Origin of the sequence: Weizmannia sp. FSL W8-0676, from assembly GCF_038593015.1 — a bacterium.
GTDB classification, from domain to species: Bacteria; Bacillota; Bacilli; order Bacillales; family Bacillaceae_C; genus Weizmannia; species Weizmannia coagulans.
On record NZ_CP151954.1, the window covers coordinates 264,513 to 290,012 of the forward strand.

Here is a 25,500-nt window from a genome sequence, read left to right on the forward strand (position 1 = left end):
ATGAGCGGGATTGGAGGATCTTGGCATTGGACCATGAAATTTACGATGTAACCATTATTGGCGGCGGGCCGATTGGCTTGTTTACGGCGTTTTACAGCGGCATGCGGAAATTAAAGACGAAAGTGCTGGAGTCTAGCGGCCAGCTGGGCGGAAAAATCTCGATGTTTTATCCGGAAAAAACATTGCGGGATATTGGCGGGATCCGGAAAATAACAGGCGGGGATCTTGTGAAGGAACTGATCCGGCAGGCGGAAACTTTTTCGCCAACGATCCTTTTTCATCAGCATGTATCCGGTTTAAAGCGGCGCCCGGACGGCATCTTGATGTTAAGCACGGAAAACGGCGGCCTTCACCTGACCAAAACGGTTATCCTTACCGTCGGGGCGGGCATTTTTAAACCGATTAAGCTGGATATTCCGGGGGCAGAGCGCTATGAATCCGGCAATCTCCATTATGCCGTCGATGACTTGGATCGTTTCCGCAACAAGCGGGTGCTGATTTCTGGCGGCGGGAATGCGGCAGTCGACTGGGCAAACGAACTGGCCGAAATTGCCGAAAGCATTACGATCGTACACAGGCGGGAAGCATTCAGCGGACATGAATCCGATGTGTCCGAAATGGTGAAAAATGCACGCCTTTTTACCCCTTACTGCATCTCAGCCCTGCACGGAACAGGCAATAGGATCGAACGCGTTGCGGTGAAACAGGTCGGGACGGGCGAAGAAATATGGCTTGAAGCCGATGAAGTTGTCGTGAACCACGGCATTCAGGGCGATTATGGCGGCATTTTAAACTGGGGTCTTAAAATGAAAGACGAGCGGATCGAGGTCAATGGCGCGATGGAAACGAATATACCCGGGATCTTCGCGGCAGGGGATGCGGCAATTTACCCGCACAAATTAAAATTGATTGCCGGGGGGTTTGCGGAAGGCCCGGTTGCTTTAAACAGCGCCGTCCGCTATATGTGCCCGGATGCAGAGCCGATGGCCATGTATTCTACGCACCACGAAGATTTTGTAGATGAAAACGGCCGCGAAAAAGAACCACAGGCACGCTGAAAAAGGCCAAACAAATCATAAGGACGTTGGGTTGTGCTTCAACGTCTTTTTTGTATGCACTGAAAAGCAAAATGTGCATGCGCTTAAAACCCGTGCCCACCTTTTCTGTCCGCACATGGCGGTAACTGGACTGGAAAGGCGGATATATGGCCCGCCATCTATTTTTTAAATTGCACTGCACGACTAAAAGGGTTGCGTAAGATTGTATCTCTTTTTTGTGTTTTTTCAGGTCTTCAAAAACAGGCAGCGAAGGGGTCGCGGCAGATTCATCTTTTGTTAAACCAATGGCACCCAAAAACTTTTTGCTGTTTATTGATTCTTCGCCGGCAACGCCGCTAAAGGAAAACAGGTTGATGTTTTTATCCCCTGCCGCCCTTTCCCCTGCCCCCATGTTTTGATGGACGAATTTCTGCACGTCTTTATTGATTTCAGGATGAAATGGAAAAAGAAAGGGTATCCTATTTTTGGAAAAGAAACAGAACGGGGTGGAAAGGTGAAACGCATCATCATTATCCTGCTCAGTACCGGCATGATGTTGCTTTTGGCCGGGCTTATGGTCTATTTTATTATAAAGCATGATACATTGCGGTGGGGAATTGCGGCCGGCGGGATTGTGTTAAGTGCGTTGCCGCTCGGCTTATTATTTTTAAAACATAACCGGATCAATACGCCCTCGATTATTGGCTGGTATATTTTCGTGATTTGCTCCATCTGCCTCGGTTCGATCTCCGGATTTTACGGGCGTTTTTCGTGGTGGGACACGTCCGTTCACTTTTATAAGGGCATTTTTACAGCTTGTATCGGCGTTACGCTGTATAAAATACTGGTTCCGGAGGCGGCAAGGCGGGGCATGTCGCGCTTGATTCCCGCATTGTTTGCCCTCGGACTTGCGATAACAGGGAGCGTTCTTTGGGAGATGTATGAATTTTTGGGGGATGTAATTGCCTCCCATACGATGCAGCGTGGCGGCAATACCGATACGATGGTGGACTTGCTGGCCGGATTTTTTGGCGGGGTGCTGATCGCGGTATATACTGGATTCAGGAAACAAAATGTATAAGAAGAAGGAAAGTGTGAATATGGACCGGAAAATTGTGTTTGGAATTAGCCTGGTTTATGTACTGTGGATGGCCGTTTTGTGCGCCATGCAATATACGGCCGGCGCGTCTTGGAAGGCTGCGGTCGCGCTTGGCGGGGTGATCTGCGGCGCAATTCCGCTTATCCTTTCGTGGATTCCGCGCCTCCGGTTCCACCTGCCCCTTGTTATTTCTTATTTTCTTTTTTTAACCGGCTCCCAATATTTCGGATCGATCCGCGGCTGGTACGGCTTAGGCTGGTGGGACACCTTTCTGCATTTCGTGAGCGGCGCCCTTCTTGGATTTGCCGCTATCGCACTTTATGAACGGCTGGTGCACCGGGATGCGGGCAAGGCGATCTCCGCATGGTTTGTATTTTTGTTTGTGCTTGGGTTTGCCGCGCTTGGCGGTGTAATGTGGGAGATCTATGAATTTTCAGGTGACCAATTTTTTGGCACTACTTTGCAGGGCGGCGGAAACAAGGATACCATGACTGATTTGATTGCAGATGTGCTCGGCGGCCTGGTTGTGGCAACGGGTTCCGGGATACGGACGAAACGGAAGTAAGAAACAAAAACCAAAAAATTTTACCCCACCGGAAGGCTTTTGGTGTATAATTCAACAATGGGCGAGTACGGAAGCATTCGAATCTTTGTTGAAAGTGAGTGATCCCAGTGGGACGCAAATGGAATAATATAAAAGATAAAAAAGCAGCAAGGGATGCCAATACGAGCCGCATTTATGCGAAATTCGGCCGCGAAATCTATGTTGCTGCGAAACAGGGTGTGCCGGATCCGGTGGCAAACAGCGCATTAAAAATGGTGCTCGAGCGCGCCAAAACATACAGCGTGCCGAAAGCGATCATTGACCGCGCGATTGAAAAAGCAAAAGGCGGCGCCGATGAAAACTATGACGAGCTGCGTTACGAAGGCTTCGGACCGGGCGGCTCGATGATCATTGTCGATACGTTGACGAACAATGTCAACCGGACCGCATCCGAAGTGCGCGCCGCTTTCGGGAAAAACGGCGGCAATATGGGGGTGAGCGGTTCAGTAGCGTATATGTTTGATAAAACGGCAGTTTTTGGCATTGAAGGGAAAACAGCAGATGAAGTGCTGGAGCTTTTGCTTGAGGCTGATATTGATGTCCGCGATGTCTTTGAAGAAGACGGCGCCGTCATTGTCTACGCGGAGCCGGACCAGTTTCACGCGGTTCAGGAAGCTTTTGAAAATGCCGGCATTACGGAATTTACCGTTGCTGAATTGACAATGTTGCCGCAAAACGAAGTCACATTGCCGGATGAGGACCGGGAGAAATTCGAAAAACTGATTGAAGTGCTGGAAGATTTGGAAGATGTCCAGCAAGTTTACCATAATGTCAATTTTGGCGATTAAGATGGACGGCGGGACAATCCCGCCTTTTTCGTATAAGCCAATTTCTTTGAAAGCAAGGCTGAGCACATTTTCCGGCAAACACGTGAATTTTGTCACATACAGAACCCGTATCAATAGACGCAAGAAAACTGAACCGGTATAATAATAATACAATTCATTGTACATAATAGAGGGGATATTCTGTGAGCGAACATCCGAATATACATGTGGGCGGTCTTCAATTTGAATGGGAATTGGACAAAGGCAGATTCATTTTTGAAGGGGAAGATGCAGTCCTTTTCTGGATTCCGACTGTGATGCGCGATCTGTTTACTACAATTGAAGAAATATCCGGGGAAGAAGCATCCAATGTTGTCTTTGAGACAGCGGGTTTCCGCCAAGGATTGCTCGTTGCCGATTATTTTAATAAAATCAAAGATTTCGATGTGAAAAAGGCATCTGAACTCATTACCACTACTTACGCATCAGCGGGCTGGGGACGAGCCGTGATGAAAGACATGGACTTTGATCAGAAGACATTGACGATTGAGCTGAAAGACAGCTGGGAGCATAAAATCAATGCGGCCCAGGGGAAGAAAACGGGCAGCAATTTTCTGCCTGCCCACTATGCTGGTGTTTTTACCGGGTTGCTCCATACAAATATATGGTATAAAGTCGTCCGGTATCAGATCGAAGGCCATGACTCCACGATCATTGAGTATTTCCCATCGGATATCACGGTGTCACATAATATTCACCAGCTGGCGCGGAAAAAGGAAGCCGAGCAGATCATTCAGCTGGAGGCGCTCGTCGAAGATAAGACGCGGGAACTGAAAGAGCTCGTCAAGCAGCTGTCATCACCGATTATTCCGATTTTGGACGGCATTGTCGTCGTGCCGTTAATCGGGAAATATGACGATGAACGTGCCGAAGAACTGATAGAAAAAACGTTGAAAAATTTGCCGCAGTACAAAGCAAAGTATTTGGTGCTTGATTTAACGGCGCTCGATGTGGAAGACGATCCGCACAGCATCCAGTTTATTGAAAATATCGGAAAGGCATCTTCCTTAATTGGCACGCAGACGATCCTTGTCGGTATATCGCCGTCCATGAGCATGACAATTTCTTCTTCCGGGCTTGATTTCAGCCAGTTTGACTGCTTCCAGACGTTGCAGCACAGCATCCACTATGCGCTCGGACAATTGGGGAGGAAAATACTCTGATTGGCAAGGCCCGCCAATCATCTGTTTCAAAAAGCGGGGAAATGGTTCCCCGCTTTTTGTATTTTCGGGCTTGTTGAACAATTTTGGTTTACATTTGGCTTCTGTTTCTTTGCACGTTTTATAAAGTTCGGCGAGTGATCAGCGTCCTTTTTGTTATTCAGCAACCCTCTTTCATACCGGAAAAAGGGCAACTCCCGTTATTTCTACATATACTGGCGAAATTCGGATTATTTTTTTCTTGAAATTTTCAAATGATTGTTTATACTTAAATCAACATACTAACCGGTTAGTTAACGGGAAGGGGATGGATCATATGGATTTTGATTACTCACCAAAAGTGAAGGCACTGATTTCAAAGCTTGAGCGTTTTATGGAAGAAAACGTATATCCGGGTGAAAAGCTCTTTGAGGAACAACTGAATGCACAGGAAACACGGTGGGCTGCCGTTCCGCCGATTATGGAAGAATTGAAGGCAAAAGCAAAGCAGGAAGGGCTTTGGAATTTGTTTTTGCCGGACAGGGAATACGGGGCAGGGCTTTCAAACCTTGAGTATGCGCCGCTTTGCGAAATCATGGGAAGGTCCATTATTGCCCCCGAAGTATTCAACTGCAACGCGCCCGATACCGGGAATATGGAAGTGCTTGCCCGGTACGGGAGTGATGAGCAGAAGGAAAAATGGCTGAAACCGCTTTTAAATGGCGATATCCGCTCGTGTTTTTCCATGACGGAGCCGGATACTGCTTCGAGTGATGCAACCAATATTTCATGCAGCATTGTACGCGACGGCGATGAATACATTGTGAACGGGCGGAAATGGTGGTCATCAGGCGCCGGCGATCCGAGGTGCAAAATTGCGATTGTCATGGGAAAAACCAATCCGGATGCACCGCGGCACGAACAGCAGTCTATGATTCTCGTACCGCTCGATACACCCGGTGTGAAGATTGAGCGGATGCTCCCGGTTTTCGGTTATGATGATGCCCCGCACGGCCATGCGGAAATTACGTACGAAAACGTGCGGGTGCCGGCTGAAAATATGATTTGGGGGGAAGGAAAAGGGTTTGCGATTGCGCAAGGGCGGCTCGGGCCGGGCAGAATCCATCACTGTATGCGGCTGATTGGGGCTGCGGAGCGTGCGCTTGAACTTTTATGCAATCGCATACAAAACCGTGTGCCGTTTGGAAAGCCGCTCGCAGAACAGGGCGTCATCCGCCAGTGGGTGGCTGAGTCGCGCATTGAAATCGAGCAGGCGCGGCTTCTGACATTGAAAGCAGCGTTTATGATGGACACGGTTGGCAATAAAGTGGCGAGAAAGGAAATTGCGATGATTAAAGCAGTGGCCCCGCGGATGGCGCTCAATGTGATCGACCGCGCCATCCAAGCGTTCGGTGCAGCCGGCGTTTCGGACGATTTTCCGCTCGCCCGGCTGTGGGCCAATGCGCGCACATTGCGGCTTGCAGACGGCCCAGATGAAGTCCATCTCGACCAGATTGCAAGGCTTGAGATGAAACCGTACCAGGAAAGGGGATTAGCCGATGAACGTGTTAGAACTGTTTAGTTTAAAAGGAAAAACCGCCATCGTGACAGGCGGCGGCAGGGGGCTCGGTGAACAAATTGCGCGGGCTTTTGCAGAAGCGGGGGCGGATGTCGTGCTCTGCTCCAGAAAAAAAGCGGCATGCGAAGAAGCGGCTGCACGCATCGAATCGCTCGGCGTGAAAGCGCTCGCATTGGAGTGTGACATTACAAACCGCGCCCGGGTTGATGAAGTGGTTGCGGAAACCGTAAAACAGTTTGGCAAAATCGACATCCTCGTCAATAATTCCGGCGCGACCTGGGGGGCGCCTGCCGAGGATATGCCGGTTGAGGCGTGGGAAAAAGTGATCAGCACGAATGTGACCGGCACTTTCCATATGAGCCAGGCAGCCGGAAAAGCCATGATCAAGCAGGGGCACGGCAAGATTATCAATATTGCTTCCATTGCCGGGCTTGGCGGCGTCGATCCGCGCATCATGGATACGATCGGTTACAACACAAGCAAAGGGGCGGTCATCACGTTTACAAAAGATCTCGCTGCCAAATGGGGCAGATACGGCATCCATGTGAACGCGATTGCGCCGGGCTTTTTCCCGACAAAAATGGCCAAAGTGATCATCGAACGCGGCAAAAACCCAATATTGGAAGCAACGCCGCTCGGCCGGTTCGGCAATGACCAGGATTTAAAAGGTGCAGCTGTTTTTTTGGCATCGGCAGCCTCGGACTACGTGACGGGGGATGTGCTGCTCGTTGATGGCGGCATGCACGTGCTTTAAAACCGGCAAGCCGGGCGGGTGGATGATGGTTAAGCAGTCCATTTGGCAATAAAAACAAGGGGGATTTGGAATGGAAAACAAAGTGTGGCATGCTGTCTATACCGATGAGATTCCCAAAGAAATTGAAGTGCTGGATATTCCGCTGTATCAAATACTTGCAACTGCAGCCGAAAAGTACCCGGACCGGACTGCCCTCTCTTTTTACGGCAGAAAGACGGCCTATGCGGAACTTTACAAAGCATCGCTTGCCTTTGCCTCCTCCCTTCAGAAAAGAGGCGTGCAAAAAGGCAGCAGGGTGGCGGTCATGCTGCCGAACTGCCCGCAGTATGTCGTGTGCTATTACGGTGCGCTTATGGCAGGTGCGGTGGTTGTCCAGATCAATCCGATGCTCGTTGAACCGGAAATCAGGCATATATTAAATGACTCGGGCGCCGAAACGATCATTGTCCTGGATGATTTGTACCCGAAAGTGCAGGCCGTCCGCCCGGAAACATCGCTGAAAAATGTAGTCATAGCCGGTTTTAAACCGGCGGCCGGCCCCTTGGATGAGGCCGAACCCTTTGATGCCTTGTTACAGGCAGGAACGGATTACAACCCTCTTGCGCTCGACCCCCGGGAGGATATTGCCGTGCTCCAGTACACGGGCGGTACCACCGGCCGGTCAAAAGGGGCGATGCTGACCCACCGGAACCTTCTTGCCAATCTGGTGCAAACATATGAATTTTTCAAACCGGTCATGGGGCCGGGAAAAGAACGGATTTTGACCGTTATCCCGCTTTTTCACGTATTTGGCATGACATGCGCCATGAATTATGCGATCTACACCGGTTCGGAATCGGTCATGGTGCCGCGTTTTGATCTTGAAGAAGTACTCAAGACCATCAAGGAAACGCAGCCGACCTATTTTCCGGGTGTGCCGACGATGTATGTCGCCATCACGAACCACCCGAAAGCGATGGAGTACGGGCTGGATTCCATTAAGACCTGCAACAGCGGGAGTGCACCGATGCCGCTCGGGCTTTTGCGCCAGTTTGAAGAAAAAACGGGGAGCGTCATTGTCGAGGGGTACGGCCTTTCGGAAGCTTCCCCGGTGACACACTGCAATCCGGTTTTCGGTAAACGCAAGCCGGGCAGCATCGGGATCGCGATTCCATCAACAGATTATAAAATCGTCGATGTTGCAACCGGCACGGAAGAACTGAAGCCGGGCGAGACGGGGGAGCTGATTGTAAAAGGTCCGCAAGTAATGAAGGGGTACTGGAACATGCCGGAAGAAACGGCGGAAGCACTCCGGGACGGCTGGCTGTACACCGGCGATATCGCGACGATGGATGAGGAAGGGTACGCTTATATTGTTGACCGCAAAAAAGATATGATCATTGCAAGCGGCTATAACGTATATCCGCGCGATGTCGAGGAGGTGCTGTATGCGCATCCCGCCGTCCAGGAAGCAGTGGTAATCGGTGTGCCGGATCCATACCGGGGTGAGACGGTCAAGGCATTTGTCGTGTTAAAAGAAGGGCAGAAAATGACGGAAGAAGCACTGATCGAATATGCAAGCGCCCATCTCGCCCCGTATAAACGCCCGAAGATCATAGAGTTCCGTGATGCGTTGCCGAAGACAAATGTCGGGAAAATTTTGCGCCGCAAGCTGCGCGATGAAGAAAGGAAAGTGCGCGAGTAAAAGCAGGAACGTGAAGCCGGGTATGTGATATAATTTTCTTAATATAGTAATAGATGGAGAGGACCGGCATGAAAGCGAAGATTACGGAACACAGCATACGCTTGTTTGAACAAAAAGGCTTCACGGAAACATCCATTCAGGATATCGTTGACAGCATCGGCGCGACAAAAGGCACGTTTTACTATTATTTTTCCAGCAAAGAACAACTTTTGATGGACATTCATATGGACTATATTACGAAACTTTTGGAAAAGCAGAAGGCCATCCTTTCGGAAAACGGATCGTGCAAGGCAAAACTGCATGCGCTTGTCCTGATGCTACTTGAAAGCATCAAAACGGAAAAAGCAAAAGCCCTTATCTTTTTCCGTGAGATCAAAAATTTAAGCGGTGAAAAGCTCGAACTGATTTTACAAAAACGCGAAGCTTTCCGCCTCGGGGTTGAAAAGCTGATCCGGGAAGGCATTGAGATCGGCGAGTTTGCGGGGCATCTGGACGCGAATCTTACTTCCTTTGCCATTCTCGGCATGGTGAACTGGAGCTACCAGTGGTTTAAACCGGAAGGCCGGAAATCAGCGGCAGAAGTGGCAGAACTGTTCATGGACATCGTCCTGCACGGGATTGAAAAAGCGTAGAGCCATATGGCTGCCGAAATGGGGATGTTTTGAGATCAAGCCGGGTGGGTGGCAGCAGGGCTGCATGAAAAGTGCATACGTTACGGCGGCTGCGTCAGGAAATAGCCTTGTGAAAAGAAGGGGTGGCAGCAGCGGATCATTCATGGTCAGGGCCTTGCAAGGTGCAAAACCATACAGCTGCGGTAATGGTGTTCAAGCGAAAGGGAGGGATTTGTTTGCATGAATTGAAATTGCGGACACGCTTTTGCGAAACAGATGCAATCGGCCATATTAACAACACCAGTTACTTCATCTACCTGGAAGACGCCCGGTTGAAATTTTTTGAAAGCATCGGTGCAAGCGTGGAAATAAAAGATTTCAATATTATTCTAGCTTCAGTAAAGTGCGATTTTATCAGCCAGGCGTTCTATAATGAAGAACTCACGATCCGGACCGGCGTGGCAAAGCTCGGCAATACGAGCTGTGAACTGGCCCATGAAATGCTGGATGCAGAAACCGGCCGTTTGATCGCAAAGGGGAAAGCAGTTGTCGTCTTTTTTGACTTTGATAAGCAGCAATCACGCCCGATTCCGGATGATATAAGGGGCATCCTGGAAAAGCATTTGCAGCCGGTGATGTGAAAAAACGGCCTGCCTATTACGGGACACAAGGGGGAGAGGAAAATGAATTCAGACACTATTCCGGTCCGCAAAGGGGAAGAACTGGACTTAACCAGACTGCAGCAATATTTGCGCGAGAAGCTTCCGCAAATGCCGGATGCACCGCTTGAAGTTGCACAATTTTCAGCAGGCCGTTCGAATTTGACCTATCAATTAAAAGCAAGTTCGTGGGAAGCGGTGCTTCGGCGCCCGCCGCTTGGCCCGGTTGCCCCGAAAGCGCATGACATGGGGCGTGAATTCCGTGTGCTGAAGGCGCTCCGGCCGTTTTTCGCACCGGCTCCGGAAGTGTTGCTTTTCGAAGAGGACCCGTTTGTGATCGGCGCTCCGTTTTTTCTTATGGAAAGAAAGCATGGCATTGTGCTCGATACCGCTTTTCCGCCGGGAGTGGAGCCGAAAAAGGAAACGTGCCGGCGGATTTCCAGTATCATGGTTGACAGGCTTGTGGAGCTGCATGCGATCCCGTATGAAGAGACAGAGCTCCTTTCCATGTCAAAGCCGGCCGGTTTTCTCGAACGCCAGGTGAACGGCTGGATTGAGCGCTATCTGCGTGCGAAGACGGATGAAATTCCGGAAGCGGAGCCGCTCATCCATTATTTGCGTGACCATATTCCGCCGCAACAAGGTGCAGCCGTGATTCATTATGATTATAAGCTGAATAACGCGATGTTTAATGAAGATTTTTCGGAAATGACCGGCCTGTTCGACTGGGAAATGGCAACCATCGGCGACCCGCTCGCAGATCTCGGCGCTGCTCTCAGCTACTGGACGGAAAAAGATGACCCGGATTTGATCAAAAATGGGCTCGGCGAACCGTCCGTCACGACGCTGGACGGCTTCATGACGCGCCGCGAGTTTGTCGAAGCTTATGCGAAAAAAAGCGGGCGCGACGTCTCGAACATCGATTACTACTTGATTTTCGGTTACTTTAAGCTTGCCGGCATTTGCCAGCAAATCTACTACCGTTACAAGCGCGGCCAGACACAAGACCGGCGTTTCGCCCATTTCGGCAACGTCGTCCGCAGCCTGATCCGGCACGCGGTGGAAGTGGCGGAGAGGGTTTAACGCAAGCGCTCCATAGCTGATTTAACGTAAAAGAAGGCGAATCTAGCATTTTCGCAGATGGATTCTTCTATAATACCTGAATCCGTGACGAAATTTCCGCTTAAAGGCAAACAAATCGCATAAAATTTAGTATAATTGGTATATCAGACAAATTAAATTCATTCCACATTCAGGTGATCTCATGAAAAAGTTTGTGATAGAACCCACAAAAGAACGAATTGTTGCCCAAGCTGGCTTAGCGATAGTAGGAAATTTACTAAATCAAACGAATTTAGTTTCCAGGTTGAATGCCTATAAACTCCCTGATATCTCCCGGTATCCGGCTTGTTCCAATGGCGATGTGGCTAAATCTTATATCGGCTTGCTTTGCCAGGGAAAAAGTGATTATGACAATATTGAAACCTTCCGTGATGATGCTTTTTTTGCACTGGCTTTGGATATCCAGAGGGTTCCTTCCAGCCCGACTCTCAGGCAACGATTGGACCAGGCCGCCTTGGTGGAAAAATGGAAAACGATCTTGCACGAAGAATCGCTGGATCTGATTCGCCATACAAATGCGGAAATCAGCCCGGTTTACGCCAAAGACAAGCCGTATATCCCGGTTGATCTGGATGTCTCCCCTTTCGATAACTCCAAGACAAAAAAGGAAGGGGTAGAAAGAACCTATAAAGGCTGTGACGGTTATGCCCCTATGTTCGCTTACATGGGACAGGAAGGTTACTGCCTGCATGTTGAGATGCGAAAGGGAAGTGTCCACTGCCAAAAAGGTACACCAAATTTCATCCAGGAAACCATTCAATCTGCCCGGAAACTAACAGATCAGCCATTGCTTTTCAGGCTTGATTCCGGAAATGACAGCCGGGATAATCTCATTATTCTCCTAGAAAACCATGCAAGCTTTATTATCAAACGCAATCCCCGTAAGGAAAAAGCTGAGGACTGGCTGTATATTGCCCGAAAATATGGGATCTGTTGTGAAGAACGGGAAGGAAAGAAGGTTTACCTTGGATCCATCCCCGAAACCATTCAAATTAAGGACCAGGAGCGAAGCATCCGAAAAGTTTTTAAAGTGACCGAAAGAACCATCTCAAGAGACGGACAAATTTTTTTAATTCCCGAGTATGAATTTGAAACCTACTGGACGGACCTTGAAGTGCCGCCTCATGTGGTGATCTCTCTTTATCATAACCATGGCACTTGCGAACAGTTCCATAGTGAAATTAAATCAGAACTGGATCTCGAACGGCTGCCGTCAGGCAAATATGAAACGAATGGCCTTGTGCTCCATTTCGGTGTATTTGCGTATAACCTGCTTCGCTTGATTGGGCAAGAAAGCTTGAAAAAACAAGATACGCCATTGAAAAAGAAAACAACAAGAAGAAGAATCCGAACCGTCATCCAGAATATGATCACACTGGCCTCAAAACTGGTTTTCCGTGGCCGGCAATGGAAATTAAAAGTCGCGGAGACCAACAAATGGTTACCGGTCTTTACTCGTTTGTATCAAGCCTTTTACTAAACATCCCGATCAATAGACTACTAGGAAAAAAGAAATAAAAAAACGAAAACTTGCAAAAAATGGAAATTTGCAGGTTTATTTAGCTTGCACAAAAACGAATGAAACAGGGGAATTTTTACATACTGAATCACTAAAAGTGCATTTATCGAATAGTCGGACACCACTATATCCTTACTCTTGGGAAATCTACCTATTAACGGCGTTTGTTATATTTTCGTCACGGATTCAGGTAATATTGAAACAGCATTTACTGGCAAATCGGATACAAGCCAAAATCTGATTCGTTCAGTAAGCCTTAAATAAGATGCTCGTCAAAAATGTCGTCGACCTCCATTAGCGTAGAAAACCCGGGGGATCGACGACAAATTGTTAAAACGGGCAAGTCTTTGACACTATTGGTATTGCCTGGATTCCATTAGATGTTGAAGAGATTTTTTTGCGCAAGCAGGAAATTCCAGCGGTCATGGAGAAATGCTATAATATCAGTGAGTTTTTGGAGTTAGTATTTTACCTATGAGGAATTGAAACACAATAGTTAAAGCCTGATCCAAAGTTAAACTCTCAATGTTAGTATTTTACCTATGAGGAATTGAAACCGAGCTTTTTCGCCAGTTCCTCGATACCGTGAACCGCGTTAGTATTTTACCTATGAGGAATTGAAACCCCGGAATGCAAGGAGAAAGAACGAGAAAGGGAAACCGGTTAGTATTTTACCTATGAGGAATTGAAACCGGATTTCTCCGCCCAAACATTCCACCCATATTTCCGTTAGTATTTTACCTATGAGGAATTGAAACTCGGAAAATTCGCGATCACCCAACGTTTACCGCCCCGTTAGTATTTTACCTATGAGGAATTGAAACGTTCAAAAGTTGTCAGCACTTTTAAATCTTTGCCAGTTAGTATTTTACCTATGAGGAATTGAAACTCGAGATCTTTCGCGAGCACTACAAACGCGGTAAGCGTTAGTATTTTACCTATGAGGAATTGAAACTCAAATCTTGGATCCCATCACTTTTGCCAAAGTCAAAGTTAGTATTTTACCTATGAGGAATTGAAACAAATAAGCCTGATTGCGATAAGCGTTAACTTGACACGTTAGTATTTTACCTATGAGGAATTGAAACTTTGGCATAACCCATTGGTCTGTCTTCACTTGCCTAGTTAGTATTTTACCTATGAGGAATTGAAACATTTTTACCCATGCACCGTTGCAAGGAACATTTAGGTTAGTATTTTACCTATGAGGAATTGAAACCATGGACAGGCGTTCAGAAAGCTCTGTCCGGTATTAGTTAGTATTTTACCTATGAGGAATTGAAACAGGGTGTAAACTGGGTTTTAAAACGGGTAGGTGCTAAGTTAGTATTTTACCTATGAGGAATTGAAACCTGCTACAGCGATGTATTGGCGTGGCGCAATCTGGCGGTTAGTATTTTACCTATGAGGAATTGAAACCGCTTGTCCTCGTCGACTTCCGTGAAATATCGTTTTAGGTTAGTATTTTACCTATGAGGAATTGAAACTACCTATAGCTTTTTATACCAAATCAAAAATGTGCACCGTTAGTATTTTACCTATGAGGAATTGAAACCTTTTTTTGCCACAGTATGGGCAAATTACCGTTTGCGTTAGTATTTTACCTATGAGGAATTGAAACATATCCGGCCGCGATCAGATCCTTTGCCTCCTCGCCGTTAGTATTTTACCTATGAGGAATTGAAACCCCAGATACTGTACATTTAGTTGTAAAACGGTATAAAGTTAGTATTTTACCTATGAGGAATTGAAACAGGAGTGGTAGCCACGTACCAGTCAAACTGCATTTGTGTTAGTATTTTACCTATGAGGAATTGAAACAAAAATGACCAGTTATTAATTTTTTTGTGCTGTACCGTTAGTATTTTACCTATGAGGAATTGAAACCTCGCTGTGACATAGTAAGGCGTTGTTTTTGCCGTGTTAGTATTTTACCTATGAGGAATTGAAACTTCGTTTGAGTCTACTAGCTGGACGCGATATTTTTGTTAGTATTTTACCTATGAGGAATTGAAACGCGACTGTAAAACTAGAGTTGATACGATATAAACCGAAGTTAGTATTTTACCTATGAGGAATTGAAACGCAGTATTCCAGTCAGTAAACACGTTGGAAAATACCGTTAGTATTTTACCTATGAGGAATTGAAACAGACAAAGAGGGAGGCACAAATTGCCGCCGCCGAAGTTAGTATTTTACCTATGAGGAATTGAAAAACACTCAATATAGCCAGTGGGAAGTTAATTTCTATTCTGAAAATATGTGCCGACTTGATTTTCATTCACCCGCTGGTGTCGCGTTCACTGCGGCACGGACTCCTAATTGAATAAGAAATAAGTCACTTTCACAGTCTATCCCGCTGAATCAAATTTAACGGCTTTCCGAAAGAAGTCTCCCATCCTCAAGGAATGTGAAGGTGCGAATCGCACCAATGAGTAGGTGGGAGATGAATTTCGGTTGGCTTTAGCCAAAGTTTTGATATAAACAGTCTTAGATGGAATAAAGGGTTGATATATCAATGAAATTAGATAGTAATAACCCGTGGTGCTAGATAAACTTGATCAAGCATAAAAATAGCCCTTGCCTGGCGGATCTCCTGTAGAATGAAAGTGCAACCTACCATTCGAAAGGAGAATCCCCATGCAAGAGCACTTTCATTTTACTACAGATCGGACCAAGATTCAAAAGCAATATGCCGCCATTTTCTTTTTTGTCTCTGCCCAACTGTCATCGATTCAGATGTACCTGCAGCGCCGCAACCGCCATTTGGTCAAACAGGAAGACGCCGTGGTCATCGCGATTCATATTTTAGGAAAGTTGCTCGGTTTTACATCCGAACGGGCATGGCATCGCTTTGTCACTGGAAATTTGTTCACAAACGGCTCGTTTCTCGAACGTTCCCGGTACAACCGCCGTTGTCGAGCGCTGCGCTTCGCCATCAAATGGATCCGCCATAAGCTGGCGAAACGCGGCCAACATCATGCCTATGCCGTCGTCGATAGCTTGCCGTTAGAGTTGTGCCATGCTGCGAGAATGCATCGCGTCAAACGGTTTCAAGAGATCGCAGACATCGGGTATTGCGCTTCAAAAAAGCAATGGTACTATGGGTTGAAGCTGCACCTTCAAGTGACCGATCAAGGGTTGCCCATGGGCTATGTGGTGACGGAAGCATCCTGCCATGATCGTATCGCCGCTGAAAGCGTGATGACTCAAATTCCTCATCCCTATAACTTCGGGGACAAAGGATTCATTAGCCGTGAGTTGCAAAAAAGGCTGTACGAAGAATACCAAATGGCGCTTTGGACTCCGTCTCGAAAAAACCAGAAACATTGCTCGTCCGAGGCATGGGAGAAATGGATCCAACAAAAACGCAAAGTGATCGAGACGGTGTTCTCGGTTCTGGTTGACCAATACCGGATCACAGAGATTCGAGCGAATTCCATGATCGGATTTGAAGTAGCGCTCGACGGCATATTGTTAGCCTATTCGCTGGTCACACTAGGGCTAGTTGAGTTCTAACGCTCAACTAGCACCACGGGTAGTAATAATCATTCAGTATTCTTACTGCATTATCACCTTGTATTGGTTGTAAAATACCGTAGACAAGTATTCGATAGCGAAATATCTGATTTTGCAAAAGATATGTTCGCTGAGATTGGAAGTAAATAGGGCTTGCTGAACGAATCAAATTTGGTCAGATGCAAGCCAAATTCCGATTATCAAAATATAAAATAGTGTTGTGTAAAAATTTCAAAAAAAGAACCCTGAGCTTGCGCTCCAGATTCAGTATGAGGAATTGAAGGGCTACTACTGTTTCGCTGGTCTCCTGAAGGCGTGCTCGAATAAGGCCCAGCCCATACTTGCGCTTGCCTTCGCCAAATTTGCCTTCAACGGCATTACGTTCAGAGGCATCCTGCCTTGCGACGCGTTCCAAGGTTTTGTCTTCCGTTCTGGATGGGCGTCCTAACCTTGGCCCACTCAGACGAATGCCAAGAGATTTGCAGTATGCCAGATTATTACGGTTTCGGTAAATTTTATCTGCCAAGATCGCTTCCGGATAAAATCCGAACCGGTTGTAGTAGTTTTCAACAGATTCCTTGAGAGTGGTCCCTTCATTGTAATTTTCCCAGTCGAGGTGCTCAATCAAGGCATAACCATCTACGACACTGATGGCGACTTTTGAACCGAACTCCACGTTCGCTTTTGCCTTGCCGCGCACAATTGGACGGACATGTGGCTGAGATATGCTAATAATCCGGTGTGTCTTTGTCCGGTACATTTTTTTGTTTCCGGTAAAGTTCATGAATAGCCAAAAGTTGTCTGTATTCATATTTCCTCAATAAGGATAATCTGTTTCCGCTGTCGTAACTTTGCGATCGATAGGTATTTTTTTCTTGCTCGTTATCAATAAGTCCGTGGCTTTTTTATAGTTCCTTTTAATGGTTCATGTAAGACATCAATGATATGATCTAGTTTTTCACTTGTTTCGTTCAATAGTTTAAAATCGGTGGGGTAGGAAATATCAGCCAGTGCACAAGTTGCATCTAGAATCAGTTCTCCTCAATTTTCTTTTGTATCGGAAACATTGTTATCTGTTTGGGCCTTATTAACAGAATAGTCGTTACCATCATTATTGTCTTGATTGTTATTTTGATTCTGCTCCCTCTATTCTCTATACGTGTAGTATATAATATTCATGATAAATACCCAATGTAATAAATATTTATAACTACAAGATATAGTCGTAAATTATAAAAAAAAGACGGTAATTCATCTCCCCATTAAATTACGGAGGATAATGACCGCTTTACCTAAATGCCCTTGAGAACCTTTTCCTTGTTTTTTTAAATGTCACAGAACTAGTTTTATATTGTTGGTTTTCCTGGTTGTCTTGGGAATACAAAATAGGAAAGGGAAATAAGTAAATCAATGATTAAAACAAGCGACCAAATCCCCAGTACTTGAATAAGCGCCTTTGTCCGTTCATAGTCATTAATAAAATAGTAAATAATTCCAATTAAACTTGCCCCAATTAAGTACGAAAGAAGATGACGCCCCCAGCTTTTCAAATTCTGTTTGGCAAATTGTAATCCATATAATTTAACCGGTTTTGGTCCGGTTTTTGTGATATAGTACTGAAAATGCTCATCAGCCCAACGAATCATGCTTTTTCCAAATCCAACAGAAATACCAATATAGATAGCTGCGAGTGCATGAGCTTTTGTTGCCGGCGTCCCGCTATAAAGGTCGAAAGTTGCAGCAATTATCAAGATCAGGTCTACAACAGGTGTTAGTGCCAAAAAGATGAAACCCAGCTTCTCCTTCTTCAATAAATAACGGAAACTCAACCCAAGTAAAATAAAAACCCAAAAGCCGATTTCACAAGCAATTATTAACCAAATTATCCAATTCATTTCCATCACCTTTTTTTACAAAATAAGAATCAAAATACAGGGAAAAATTTTGATAACGATTTTTCCCAAACACCAGGCATCACCGTTTTTTAATACAAATGTGCTAAATAAATCATAACAAACATTTTTATTTAATACAAGTGTATTACTTAAATTTTTATGGTAAACTGATAGTATGCCAAAAATTGTTGATCATGATAATAGAAAAAAAGCAATTGCTGAAGCGACTTGGCAAGTTATTTTAGAGCAAGGAATGAAAGGGGCGACAGTACGAAATATTGCTAGGAAAGCGGGGCTATCATTAGGCGCTCTTAGACACTATTTCTCCACCCAAGAAGAATTGTTAATTTACGCGATGGATATGGTGAAAGAGAGAGTGGCTGAACGGGTTGAAAAAAATGCTTTAAAAAACTTGCCGCCAAAGGAAATGATTTTACAGATGCTTTTGGAAATTGTTCCGACAAATGAAACGACAAGAGCTGAAATGGAGGTTTGGCTTGAATTTGTATTATATTTCCGCAATAAAGGAAACAGGGAAAGCCAAAATGATGGGATTTTGGAGGGGATTCAAAAGCTGTTGGATTCACTGGATCGGGCGCAATTTCTAAAAAAAGAGATCGACAAAGATTTGGAAACGGAGAGATTGTGTGCATTAATTGACGGATTGGCTATTCACGCCATCTTGAACCCAACAAGACTGACAAAAGAGCGGATTATCTCGATATTGGCTCATCATATCGACGAAATTTGTCATTTTTAATTTTCGGTACATTTAAGGGGTTAGAAAACACACCCCTTTTCATTCGCGGTGTCTCTCTTCTATATTTTGATTCATTTTCAAGTATAATGTTTAAGAAGTTTTATGTTTCAGAGCCCTTGCCAAAATGCTATATCCCCTGAAACTGTAAGCAGTCAGACAATTAAAGGTCGTTGATTTATTCCACTAAAGAAAAAAGACGTTTGTAGGAACATTATGACAAATGTAAAAAGAAAATGTGAGTTTTTGATTTTAATGGGGTAAATTTATTTGTTATAAGTGTCTAAATTTTTCCACTTTTGTCGGTTTTGGGCGGGTTTCAATAGATTAGGCTACTCATTCCTGTGGTAAATATTGTAAAACGGAAAAGGATGATTTTTTTTGAAAAAAAAGAGCCATGAAAGCCACTCCTTTGCTAAGATATAAGTACGATCAAATATCCAGGGAGTGATTTCATGACTATTTCTATTCTAACACAAACCAGAGACTTTTCAATACAACAAAATTTGATTCCCCACAATTGGCAAGACTATGCCGATATACCATTTGTCATTCCAGCCATGTGTTTCCCATGGGAGATTTTTAAGCCGATTGAACGAGAATACTACACCCTTTTATATTTGCACCTAAAAAATGAAAGAGCACATGATCCTTCTAATGAAATACAACCGGCACTATTTTCAATAACGGAGGAAGAAGACAAGTCTGCGTCTTCATTATTTCATCTCCCTTCCACTGGGAGAAAACCGCATCCTTTCATGCCCTTTTTTCGTGCTTTTGAACTGGCCTCTTTACAGTATATTGAAGTGATGGTGGAGAGTGTCTATTTGCAAGTGAAATCAAACCCGCTATTTGCCACCATGTGTGGATTTACGGAGAAAATTCCGAGCTACCGTTCCTTTGCTCGTTTTGATCAAATCATGACAACAAATGGTCTTTGGGAAAAAGCCCGGCTATTGGTTGTTGAATATAATAAAGGGGAAGGCGTGGTTGAAACGAATGAGGAAGCAGCCGCCGTGGATACATCGCATATAGAGGCAGAAGCAACCTTGAATAAAACAAGGAAGACGTGTTCTTGTGAGGGTAATTGCGATTGCCCCAGAGTCCTTACGGACGACAATGTAGGGGTAATGCGTAAAAGTAATGCAGTCTCCTATATTGCGCATAAATTATCAATGGTATGCGGGGTGAGATCCGGTTTGCCTTTGACGCGGGAAGTATTTAAAGGAAATACACCCGATGGGAAAACATTAGAACCGACATTGGAAACGTTTAAGACAGAGCACCCCGAGATGGCTGAGCAGTTGAGCTTTATCCTGGCAGATGGAATCTACCAAACGCCGGAAAATCAAAAAGTGACAAAGGATGTATTACAGGCGAAATTGGTGGCACCGATCAATCCACGGAACCGTAAAGATAAACCAACTACCGCCCGGGGGATTGAAAAAATCAACCGGTACGGCACTCCCATCTGTATCAGTGGACATAAAATGGAACTTAGAGGATCTGATCGGGAAAAGGGGCAATATATTTACACTTGTCCTGTATTTCATCCAAATGCCAAGCAAGAAGGTCTCACCTGCCCGCTAGCGAATCACGCGGAATGTTGTAATGGGGCAGCACAAGGAAGAGTATTTAGGATAGACTTTGATCAAACGCCTCAAGTAGATGTCGAGTTGCCGCAACATGGGCGCACATTTGAAGTGTTATATAGTGCCAGGACGATCATCGAAAGAATCTTTGGCATTCTAAAAGACGGATACAGTCTCCGTCGTGTTCACAAGCGTGGGAAACAGGCAGTTGAAGCTCATGTAGATCGATGCATGATATCTATGCATATCATGGCAAATATGGCGTACCATCAGACTGGAAAGGCCAATTGTGGATGGACACGCAATCGGCTGCAAAGAGCAAATTAAGTTATTCACAGGTGGATATGTGAATAACTCAAATGAACGTTTTCTTTCCACAAAGGGTAGTGAAAAAAACCATTTTGTGAAGGCGGGATACGTATGCCCTTTTTTTGAAGAAAAATGACCGTTTTACTTCTATTGAATTGAAAATCTGGATGTAAATTGAAAATCTGGATGAAAAGGCAAAAAAAAATCGGGATAATTAATTTTCCAGAGCCTCGCTCAAGGGTATATTTTTATTTTGGCAGAGGCTCTCATCATAAGTCAAAAGAATTAGCTTCTAACTTTGATGCTGTCGTGATTGAGGACTTGAACATGAAAGGGATGTCTCAAGCCCTTCACTTTGGGAAAAGCGTTCACGACAACGGTTGGGGGATGTTCACTACTTTCTTAGCGTATAAGCTAAAAGAACAAGGGAAACAACTTGTGAAAATTGATAAGTGGTTTCCCTCCACTAAGAAGTGTTCTTGTTGTGGTGCAGAAAAACCTGTGAAACTATCTGAACGCACCTACCGTTGTTCGTGCGGTTATGTGGCAGATCGCGACTATAATTCAGCAATCAATATCAAAAATGAAGGTATACGCTTATTAGCGTTATCATAAGTAACAAAACTCTTGGAACAAGAGGGTTAGCTCGGTCAGTTTTCGTTGGCTAGTAAAAGCAACGATAAGTCGAGAAGCCCCCACTTCAATTAGACCGCAAGGTCAATAAGTGGTGGGTAGTTCACTTCTGAAATCACGAACACACCTGCCATGCGAAACAAATTTTGCAATCATAAAACAGGAAAAATCATCTGAAAAATCGTAAACTATTACTCGAAGGGAGATGGAGCTATGGAAGACTATTTGATGTACTTGAATGGTGAATGGACGGGGGAAGGACTGCCAAAAATCAAAGTGGACAACCCTGCGTCCGGCGAAGTGATTGCGACGATTCCAAAAGGCGGGGAAAAGGAAGCTAAGCTCGCTGTTGACGTGGCGCATGCGGCTTTTCCGGCGTGGGCGGCGCTTTCTGCCTATGAACGAAGTGCCTACCTCCGCACGTGGTTTGAACTGATCCGTCAACATGAAAACGAGCTTGCCAGGACGATGACCATTGAACAGGGCAAGCCGCTCAAGGAAGCACTCGGGGAAATGCGTTACGCAAATGGCTTTATCGAGTGGTTTGCCGAAGAAGGAAAGCGTGTGTATGGCGAAACGATTCCGGCATCCGCTACCAATAAACGCCTGTTTGTCCATAAACAGCCGGTCGGCGTTGTCGCGGCAATTACCCCGTGGAATTTCCCGGCTGCCATGATTACCCGCAAAGTTGCACCTGCGCTTGCTGCCGGCTGCACCGTTGTCATCAAACCGGCAAAGCAGACACCGCTTACTGCCTTGAAGCTTGCTGAGCTTGCTGCAAAAGCCGGCATTCCGAAAGGCGTCATGAATGTGATAACCGGGAGTGCGAAGGAAATCGGGGACACGTGGCTTGCCGATGAGCGTGTCCGCAAACTTACTTTTACCGGATCGACCGAAATCGGGAAAGAGCTGATGCGCGGTTCAGCTGACACGGTGAAAAAAGTGTCGCTGGAACTTGGCGGGCATGCACCGGTTATCATCACGAAACATGCGGATCTCGATAAAGCTGCTGAGGGCACGGTCGCTGCAAAATTCCGCAACGCCGGCCAGACTTGTGTATGCTCGAACCGCATATATGTACAGGAAGAAGTGTATGAAGCTTTTACCAAGAAATTCACAGAAAAAGTGAAAGCGCTCCGTGTCGGGGACGGACTTGCAGAAGGCACGGATATCGGGCCGCTGATTGACCGGAATGCGGTTGAAAAAGTAGAACATCACGTCAAAGACGCGGTGGAAAAGGGAGCTACCGTGGAAACAGGCGGCAGCGCGAAAGATGGGCTTTTCTTTGAACCAACTGTCATTTCCAATGTTACCGATGAGATGATATGCATGAAAGAAGAAACATTCGGGCCGCTTGCACCGGTAACGAAATTTACGGATATTGATGAAGCGATCCGGCGTGCCAATGATTCCATTTACGGTCTTGCTGCGTATGTATTTACGGAAAATATTTCGGAAGGCATTCAAATTGCAGAGGGGCTGGAGTATGGCATTGTCGGGCTGAACGACGGGCTTCCGTCCACGCCGCAGGCTCCATTCGGCGGTTTCAAGCAGAGCGGCCTCGGCAGGGAAGGCGGCCGTTACGGTATAGAAGAATTTTTGGAAGTCAAATATATTTCCCTCGGTTTATAAGTGCCTGGCCCGGCACACCGAAATAGGCGGGATCCCTAAATGGGGGTTCCGCTTTTTTGGTTCCAAACCGATTACGGGAAGAGGACGAAATATTTCGGCAAAAAAGAATTAAACTTGGTTTCCAATGCCGGGAAGCCCACTAAGATCCGGGTAGTGCCCGTTAGTCTTTTAGAGTTCTTCGACAAGACAAAGGCCATCCCAACCCCGGTTCAAGAAAACTTTAAAAAAAGATTCAGGCCTAGGTCCCAATGCCCCAGCCTCAGGACAAAGGGCATCCGGGCAGTGGCCGGTAAAAAGACAAAATGCAGCAAATTTCCCGGGAAAGCGTCCTTTATGGTAAAAAGAAGATAAAACAAACACGATGAGAGACAACTTGCAACAAAATTTTCGACACGTGGGCAATGAAAGACATATCGCAACAAACTCCCGCGCATTGGCTCCGCGGAAGATCAAATGTCCTGTTGGAGCGTCTTTCACTTGCAGGATGAAGCAAAGCCGGTGAAAATTTTGTATAGAAATGTTTTTCGACGCCATCATCATGACAAAAGACACCAAGTTTCCCCGGGAAATGATTTTTATAGAGGATTAAAAATGACAAATATTCGGAAATCATCATCCGAAAAAAACGCCTCTGCCGCAAGAGGGATAAAACAGCCGGCACGTATTTTCAGGACACCCATCCATGCTGCGGCGGGCGCGGCGACACCAGAGAACGAAAATGGGCAAACGCATATTTTCAAAATAGAAGCCTGCCGCATTGGATACGGAATGGGCAAAAGAATGAAAATAGGCCGGCACAATTTTTAGGGTAGGCCAAAGAACATTTCTTCACCAAACAAGCACTACAGCTACTCTCCAGGATTCAGACTGGGATTGCAAAGATTCGACCGGAATTCGGTTTTCTTCAGACAAAGGAAAGATTTCCGCGCAGATTCTCTCTCTGAATTGATCGAGCATTACAACAGTACGCATTTGTCTTTGCCCCTGATCCGTTTCGCATTTTGAAACCCGCTGATTTCTACATTTTTCAAGATAACATTTTTTGCACGGTACTGGATGGCGACAACAGGATTTCCCTTGAAATCGTAATCCGGGTCGCCAAGTGCTGTCAGCCCGTTAATGACAACGTTCCGGTAAGCGGAAACAACGAGGCTGCGCGGCGTTGAACCTTCATATAAATCCGTAAACACCGGCGCGATGGAAACAAGATTGGCCGCCACAATATGGTCCGCGCTTTTCGAATCGCTATCCTTACCTTTATGGTGGCCGATATGCCGGAAATTGAAAGAACGGTTGTCGCGGACAGAAAGATGGCCGTAAAGGTGGACATGAGAAGCAGCCGAAGCATTGTGGTGGGCTTTGATTTCGACACCTCCGAAACAGCCGCTTGAAGCATTATTGTAAAGCCAGACATGGCGCGACCCGTCATCAATCTCAATGCCATTGGAGTTGGAAAACCCTTTTTTGTGGGCCTTTCCACTCGGGTTGTAACAGAAAGAATTTGAGATAAAGCAATAGTCGCTATGGTGGGTGGTAATGCCGTCATCACCGAATCCGCTTGCCGTGAGCCCGTCCAGCCAGATATAGCGGCTCCTTCCCGGGGCGAGAAAGCCGTCGCCCAAATAATGATACCGGGCAGACGATACATCAAAACCATGCAGGCCGGCCCCCGCCGCCTCCACATTTTTCACCCAGCCGAACGTGACGTGCGCAAAAGTCAGACAGCTTGAACGGTTATTTCCTGCTGCCGTTCTTTCCTCATTTCCGAGCCTTTCGACATTCCAGTCCAGCGAGAGCCCTTCCACCGATATATGGTGATTGCCGCGGTGGAAATGGGCGTTTTGGATAAGACGCGTTTTTTTCGGCGCATGCGGATGGAGTTTGATGACTGTTACGCCTTTTCCGCTGCCGCAAAGGCATGTCCATGAAGGCAGCTTAAGCCCCTTTACAAGATAAACGCCTTCCGGTACGATCACTTTCACGCGGCCGTTTCCCAGTGCTTTTTGGAATGCCGCTGTGCAGTCGGTTTTTCCATCGCCGGCAGCCCCGAAATCTGCCACATTGACTGTACGGGATGCCACAGACAGCAGCCGGCTGTATTCTTGATCCAATATCGTTTTCCATTCCGGGTAGACAAGGCCGTTCTGATCTGCAAGGGTTTTATACGGTTCAACCGGATATCTCCGGTTCAGCAGCAGCCGTGAAAGGGAAAACGGTTTGTGAAATTCCGGCTGGCAGTATTTTTGAAAAAGCGCTTCATTTTCCTGGATTAGGGTACCCGGCTGGACTGCCCTGCGTGAAAGCTGGCGCAGCAGCATGCCGTTTGTCCGGGGGTCATGATGCTTATCCAAATGAATCATTTTTTCACCCCGCTTTGCCTTCATTCAGTCTCTGTCATTGGATATATGTAGTATACCCCCGCAGGTTGGAAAACGCACTGAAAAAGGAAGACTCTTTTCTAAATCATTGTTGTTGGCATAAAAAAGATTGAATTTTATGTTAAAATCGAAGAAAAGGAAGGTGGAAGTC

At 46.1% G+C, this 25,500-nt stretch carries 20 protein-coding genes, 3 pseudogenes and 1 CRISPR repeat array; of the genes and pseudogenes, 20 read left to right on the forward strand and 3 right to left on the reverse strand.

The window, feature by feature from the left end:
* Nucleotides 1–20 precede the first annotated feature (20 nt).
* The 14 genes and pseudogenes from NST20_RS01365 to NST20_RS01430 form a co-directional block, all read left to right on the forward strand.
* Nucleotides 21–1,058, forward strand: coding sequence for an NAD(P)/FAD-dependent oxidoreductase (locus NST20_RS01365; RefSeq protein ID WP_342399893.1), 1,038 nt, complete (start codon nt 21–23; stop codon nt 1,056–1,058).
* 493 nt (nt 1,059–1,551) lie between these two features.
* Complete coding sequence (locus tag NST20_RS01370; RefSeq protein WP_342399894.1) at nt 1,552–2,118, forward strand: membrane-spanning protein; 567 nt, start codon at nt 1,552–1,554, stop codon at nt 2,116–2,118.
* On the forward strand, nt 2,111–2,701 hold the full coding sequence (locus tag NST20_RS01375; protein ID WP_342399895.1) for a hypothetical protein: 591 nt from the start codon (nt 2,111–2,113) through the stop codon (nt 2,699–2,701). The genes NST20_RS01370 and NST20_RS01375 overlap by 8 nt, the downstream gene beginning before the upstream one ends.
* 107 nt (nt 2,702–2,808) lie before the next feature.
* Nucleotides 2,809–3,528 (forward strand): YebC/PmpR family DNA-binding transcriptional regulator, encoded by a 720-nt coding sequence (locus NST20_RS01380; protein WP_041818638.1) that lies wholly within the window; start codon nt 2,809–2,811, stop codon nt 3,526–3,528.
* Between the two features lie 182 nt (nt 3,529–3,710).
* On the forward strand, nt 3,711–4,730 hold the full coding sequence (locus tag NST20_RS01385; protein WP_041818641.1) for an STAS domain-containing protein: 1,020 nt from the start codon (nt 3,711–3,713) through the stop codon (nt 4,728–4,730).
* A 313-nt stretch (nt 4,731–5,043) separates the two neighbouring features.
* The gene (locus NST20_RS01390; protein ID WP_328192348.1) at nt 5,044–6,288 is read left to right on the forward strand and encodes an acyl-CoA dehydrogenase; all 1,245 of its coding nucleotides are present in this window, start codon (nt 5,044–5,046) and stop codon (nt 6,286–6,288) included.
* Complete coding sequence (locus NST20_RS01395) at nt 6,266–7,039, forward strand: SDR family oxidoreductase (RefSeq protein WP_029142576.1); 774 nt, start codon at nt 6,266–6,268, stop codon at nt 7,037–7,039. The genes NST20_RS01390 and NST20_RS01395 overlap by 23 nt, the downstream gene beginning before the upstream one ends.
* A gap of 70 nt (nt 7,040–7,109) precedes the next feature.
* Nucleotides 7,110–8,723, forward strand: coding sequence for a long-chain fatty acid--CoA ligase (locus NST20_RS01400; protein WP_328192349.1), 1,614 nt, complete (start codon nt 7,110–7,112; stop codon nt 8,721–8,723).
* A 68-nt stretch (nt 8,724–8,791) separates the two neighbouring features.
* Entirely contained in the window at nt 8,792–9,355 is a 564-nt protein-coding gene (locus NST20_RS01405; RefSeq protein ID WP_061577361.1) for a TetR/AcrR family transcriptional regulator, read from the forward strand.
* Nucleotides 9,356–9,570: 215 nt separating this feature from the next.
* On the forward strand, nt 9,571–9,975 hold the full coding sequence (locus tag NST20_RS01410) for a thioesterase family protein (RefSeq protein ID WP_029142578.1): 405 nt from the start codon (nt 9,571–9,573) through the stop codon (nt 9,973–9,975).
* Nucleotides 9,976–10,017: 42 nt separating this feature from the next.
* The gene (locus tag NST20_RS01415; protein WP_014096364.1) at nt 10,018–11,076 is read left to right on the forward strand and encodes a phosphotransferase family protein; all 1,059 of its coding nucleotides are present in this window, start codon (nt 10,018–10,020) and stop codon (nt 11,074–11,076) included.
* A gap of 181 nt (nt 11,077–11,257) precedes the next feature.
* On the forward strand, nt 11,258–12,595 hold the full coding sequence (locus NST20_RS01420; protein WP_081355869.1) for an IS1380 family transposase: 1,338 nt from the start codon (nt 11,258–11,260) through the stop codon (nt 12,593–12,595).
* A gap of 498 nt (nt 12,596–13,093) precedes the next feature.
* Nucleotides 13,094–14,850: direct repeats of the CRISPR family, unit length 29 nt; unit sequence GTTAGTATTTTACCTATGAGGAATTGAAA.
* A 424-nt stretch (nt 14,851–15,274) separates the two neighbouring features.
* Nucleotides 15,275–16,153 (forward strand): IS982 family transposase, encoded by an 879-nt coding sequence (locus tag NST20_RS01425; protein ID WP_035190233.1) that lies wholly within the window; start codon nt 15,275–15,277, stop codon nt 16,151–16,153.
* A gap of 45 nt (nt 16,154–16,198) precedes the next feature.
* A pseudogene (locus NST20_RS01430) lies at nt 16,199–16,282 on the forward strand (transposase); the annotation flags it as partial.
* A gap of 46 nt (nt 16,283–16,328) precedes the next feature.
* On the opposite strand, the pseudogene NST20_RS01435 reads toward NST20_RS01430, so the two are convergent.
* Both NST20_RS01435 and NST20_RS01440 read right to left on the reverse strand, forming a co-directional pair.
* Nucleotides 16,329–17,203 (reverse strand): annotated as a pseudogene (locus tag NST20_RS01435) (transposase); the annotation flags it as partial.
* A 296-nt stretch (nt 17,204–17,499) separates the two neighbouring features.
* Nucleotides 17,500–18,048 (reverse strand): hypothetical protein, encoded by a 549-nt coding sequence (locus NST20_RS01440; RefSeq protein ID WP_108897309.1) that lies wholly within the window; start codon nt 18,046–18,048, stop codon nt 17,500–17,502.
* Between the two features lie 175 nt (nt 18,049–18,223).
* Here NST20_RS01440 and NST20_RS01445 point away from each other — a divergent pair, with 175 nt between their 5' ends.
* The 6 genes and pseudogenes from NST20_RS01445 to NST20_RS01470 all read left to right on the forward strand — a co-directional run bounded on the left by NST20_RS01445 (nt 18,224) and on the right by NST20_RS01470 (nt 23,778).
* A complete protein-coding gene (locus NST20_RS01445) occupies nt 18,224–18,808 on the forward strand; it encodes a TetR/AcrR family transcriptional regulator (RefSeq protein ID WP_342399896.1) in 585 nt (194 codons plus the stop codon).
* Nucleotides 18,809–19,260: 452 nt separating this feature from the next.
* The gene (locus NST20_RS01450) at nt 19,261–20,724 is read left to right on the forward strand and encodes a transposase (protein ID WP_342399897.1); all 1,464 of its coding nucleotides are present in this window, start codon (nt 19,261–19,263) and stop codon (nt 20,722–20,724) included.
* A 249-nt stretch (nt 20,725–20,973) separates the two neighbouring features.
* Nucleotides 20,974–21,321: pseudogene (locus NST20_RS01455) on the forward strand (transposase); the annotation flags it as partial.
* Nucleotides 21,322–21,552: 231 nt separating this feature from the next.
* Nucleotides 21,553–22,971, forward strand: coding sequence for an NAD-dependent succinate-semialdehyde dehydrogenase (locus NST20_RS01460; RefSeq protein ID WP_061574576.1), 1,419 nt, complete (start codon nt 21,553–21,555; stop codon nt 22,969–22,971).
* Nucleotides 22,972–23,010: 39 nt separating this feature from the next.
* A complete protein-coding gene (locus NST20_RS01465) occupies nt 23,011–23,322 on the forward strand; it encodes a hypothetical protein (protein WP_342399898.1) in 312 nt (103 codons plus the stop codon).
* A gap of 147 nt (nt 23,323–23,469) precedes the next feature.
* Nucleotides 23,470–23,778: a hypothetical protein gene (locus tag NST20_RS01470; RefSeq protein ID WP_342399899.1), complete on the forward strand. Its 309-nt coding sequence runs from the start codon at nt 23,470–23,472 to the stop codon at nt 23,776–23,778.
* Between the two features lie 149 nt (nt 23,779–23,927).
* On the opposite strand, the gene NST20_RS01475 is transcribed toward NST20_RS01470, so the two are convergent.
* Nucleotides 23,928–25,331 carry a glycosyl hydrolase family 28-related protein gene (locus tag NST20_RS01475; RefSeq protein WP_342399900.1) on the reverse strand — a complete coding sequence of 468 codons (1,404 nt, stop codon included), beginning with the start codon at nt 25,329–25,331 and terminating at the stop codon, nt 23,928–23,930.
* Nucleotides 25,332–25,500 lie beyond the last annotated feature (169 nt).